This window comes from Streptomyces sp. MZ04, from assembly GCF_004684775.1.
Lineage (GTDB): Bacteria > Actinomycetota > Actinomycetes > Streptomycetales > Streptomycetaceae > Streptomyces.
In genome coordinates, this window is record NZ_SRIC01000483.1 from 1 (window position 1) to 3,410 (window position 3,410).

Annotated in this window: 4 protein-coding genes; all 4 read right to left on the reverse strand. The window is 71.8% G+C overall.

Features of this window, described 5'->3' with window-relative positions:
* Window positions 1–43: 43 nt before the first annotated feature.
* Window positions 44–814: an SRPBCC domain-containing protein gene (locus E2651_RS42195; protein ID WP_135336559.1), complete on the reverse strand. Its 771-nt coding sequence runs from the start codon at window positions 812–814 to the stop codon at window positions 44–46.
* A gap of 57 nt (window positions 815–871) precedes the next feature.
* The gene (locus E2651_RS42200; RefSeq protein WP_135336560.1) at window positions 872–2,449 is read right to left on the reverse strand and encodes a polyamine aminopropyltransferase; all 1,578 of its coding nucleotides are present in this window, start codon (window positions 2,447–2,449) and stop codon (window positions 872–874) included.
* 94 nt (window positions 2,450–2,543) lie between these two features.
* On the reverse strand, window positions 2,544–3,062 hold the full coding sequence (locus E2651_RS42205; RefSeq protein ID WP_135336561.1) for a DUF2617 family protein: 519 nt from the start codon (window positions 3,060–3,062) through the stop codon (window positions 2,544–2,546).
* A gap of 147 nt (window positions 3,063–3,209) precedes the next feature.
* A partial coding sequence (locus tag E2651_RS44900; protein ID WP_209446388.1) for a hypothetical protein occupies window positions 3,210–3,410 on the reverse strand: 201 nt, incomplete at its 5' end.

Below are 3,410 nucleotides of genomic sequence, written 5' to 3' on the forward strand. Positions count from 1 at the left end.
GGAAAAATCCGCCGCGAAGCGGCGGTCCAGAACGGGGTCCAAGCTACCGGCGCTTCCTCAAGGCTCGGCCCAGGACGATTGCTGAGGCGACGACCACCGCCGCCGCCGGCGCGGCCCAGCGGAGGGTCGCGCTGGTGGACATCGCTTCCGCCGCAGGCGCCGGCGCGTACCGCCCCCGCGGCGGCGCGTGGTCGACCTCCTCCGCGCTACGGCCGATCATCGTCCGCCGAGCGTGCGCGGCCTCCGCCGGAGGCACGATCACGTCGTCGTCCACACCGTCCTCGTCCACGTCGAACGACGACGGCGGCACCTCTGCCTCGAAGACGGAGACCTCAGGGGAAGGGGCAGGGGAAGGAGCAGGCTCCGGCTCCGGCTCCGGCTCCGTCGACGCCTCCGACCCCAGGGAAGACGCGAACCGCTCGAGCAGCCTCCGCACCGCCCCCTCCACAGCCTGTGGAGAACTTTCCGCGACCCGGCCGTCCGCCGAAGCCGTCCCCCCGAACAGCAGCCGCGCCCCACCGTCCGCCGGAACGACCCGCACCGTCAGCGAGATCTTCACGGAGCCGCTGCCGCGCACCTCGGTGCCCTCGCCCTCGACGACGTATCCGTCATCGCCCCGCGCAGCGACCCGCGCCGCAGCCCGGTACGTGATCGTGTGGCCCCCGACCCGCACCTTGAGGCGGCCGGAGAGCGGCGCTGCCGCCTCGTCCGCGTCGCGCTGAAGACCGGGCACCGCGCCGGCGACCCTCTCAGGGTCGCCGAGCGCGTGCCGGAGACGGTCTGCGGGAACCGGAACGAACACCTCATGCTCCATGGCAGTGGAGCCTACCCACGGGCCCCGCACCCTGTACGTCAGTTCGCCGCTTCCTCCTCAGTTCGCGTACCGCGGGTGCACCAGTGTGGAGGGGGTAAGACCCCGCGGCCGCGCCCGTTCGGCGGATTCGGCGGACTCCACACCCGCCTGCCCCGGCGCCGCCGTCCGGGGTGTCGCGAGGACCGGAACGGACCGCGCGGCGAGGACGAAACCCCAGTCGCGCGGCGCCGCCCCACCGTCCGCCGTCCCGTAGGGCCCGGCCGCGAACCCGGAGACCCTGCCCCCCGCGCGGTACGGCGCGGTCCGCAGCCCGGCCGCCCGCAGCGTCGCCTCCACCGTCCAGAAGACCCGCGGCCGCGTGGAGACGGGCCCCGCGTGCACGGCGAGCCGCCCGCCGGGCGCGAGCGCGCGGGAGGCGAGGCCGTAGAACTCCTGGGAGTAGAGCTTGGTGCTCGCCGTGATGCCGGGGTCCGGCAGATCGGAGATCACCACGTCGTACGTACGCGGCGGCGACCGCAGCCAGTGGAACGCGTCGGCGTTCACCACCCGCACCCGGCGGTCCTCGTACACATGCCCGTTCAGCTCGCTCAGCGCGGGATCGCGCCGCGCCAGCCGCACCACCCCCGCGTCGAGTTCCACCACGTCCACCCGCTCGACCCCCGGATGCCGCAGCGCCTCGCGCGCCGCGAGCCCGTCGCCGCCGCCGAGGATGAGCACGCGCGCGTGCGGTCCGTTCATCGCGGGGTCGACGAGCGCCCGGTGGTAGCGGTGCCCGTCGCGTCCGCTGACCCGCAGCCGCCCGTCGAGGTAGAGGTCGAGCGAGCTGCGCGGCCCCCCTGTGAGCACCACTTCCTGTACGTCGGTCTGCACCGCGACCCGCACATCCTTCCCGTACACGGCACGCCGCGCCGCCGCCTCGAAGTCGCCGACGAGCACGGCGGCCGAGGCCAGCAGACCGAGCACGGTGATGTTCGCGACGATCAGGGCCCAGCGCGCCCGCGTGCTCAAGTCCCGCCGGAAGAGCCCGAATACGAGGGCGCCGCCCGCGATCGCGTTGATCGCACCCGTCATCAGCGCCCCCGTCAGCTGACCGAACAGCGGGAGGAGAAGAAAGGGGAAGGCGAGCCCGCCCACCAGCGCGCCCACGTAGTCGGCGGCGAACAGGTCGGACACCGCGCCGCTCGGGTCCTGCCGCCTGATCCGCTGGATCAGGACCATGAGCAGCGGCACTTCGGCGCCGATGAGCAGCCCGATGGCGAGCGAGAACGCGACGAGCAGATACCGCGAACCGCTCGCCCACACCTCGCCCCGGTCGCCGGTCCAGGCGAACGCCGCGTACAGAGCCATCGCACTCAGCCCGCCGACCAGCGCGAGCGCCGCCTCGACCAGACCGAAGCCGGCGGCCGCCCGGTACCGCAGCCGCTTGGCGAGCAGCGAGCCGATGCCCATGGCGAAGACCATCACGGACAGGACCACCGAGGCCTGGGTGACCGAGTCACCGATCAAGTACGAGGCGAGGGCGACGAGTTCGAGTTCGTACACCAGGCCGCAGGCCGCGCAGACGAAGACGCCCGCGAGGACGAGGAACCGCCCCGTCCGGGGCGTGACGGGCAGACGCGTTGACGGCTCTCTCACGCTGGGAACGCTACGTCACCGCATGCTCACACCGGGTCCCCCACAAGGGTGCATCTGCGCCGCACCCCGGCCCGCTCGGACCCGCCCGGATCCCTCAGATCCCCGCGGGAATCCGCAGACCCAGCCGGGTCCGCGTGGCCACCAACTGGCCGTCCTGCGGATACGCGTGCCACGTACGCCACTGCACAGCGCCCTCGTGCCGCTGCGCCAGCATCGCCGTGAAGGCATGCGGGCTGCCGGGGAACACCCCGGCGAGGCCGTGCGGATGCTCCGACACCAGTGCGAGCAACTCCTGTGCCCGCCCCGTGAACTGCCCTCGGGACAGCGTCTCCACCCGCGCCGCGAATTCGTACTCCCACTCGCCGAGACGCTTGGAGACACCGAGCGGCAGCGGCGTACTGCTGCCGGGAATGCACGCGACGGTCTCGGAGCAGCTGCCCTGCTCCTCCTCGAGCAGCACCTGATGGGAGGCCCCCAGGAGCCTCAACTCCATCTTGGTGTCGCCGAGTTCGAGTTCGAGTGTGGCGAGCGCGGGCAGCGGCTCGCGCCCCAGAGTCCAGGCGAGGTCTGCGGCGCACGTGTCGGTATAGACAGTCTTCAGGGTCGTGAGCATGGGTCGGCTCCGCTAACACGCAATGGAGGTGGTGCCGGCGCACCCGGTCGGACACCGGGAGGCCGGAATGCCGGCTCGTGCCCACGAGGACGCCCTTGTTGAGTCCAAGTCGTCCGTCCGAGGGCGGCGCTGACGATTAAGAGGGAATCATGGACTGCTGCACTGCCACAGCGTTTTTACCCAACTTCGTAGGGTTTCCATCCCCTCGGGGGCTCCCCAGCTCAACTGTTCAATGCCTTCTTCACCAGTCAGCGACAAAGTGCCCGGCAGGAGTTGTCTCCTGCCGGACACTTCAACGGATCGACGGACCAGCTGCCCCGTGTCAGCTGCCTCCGCCACCTCCACAGC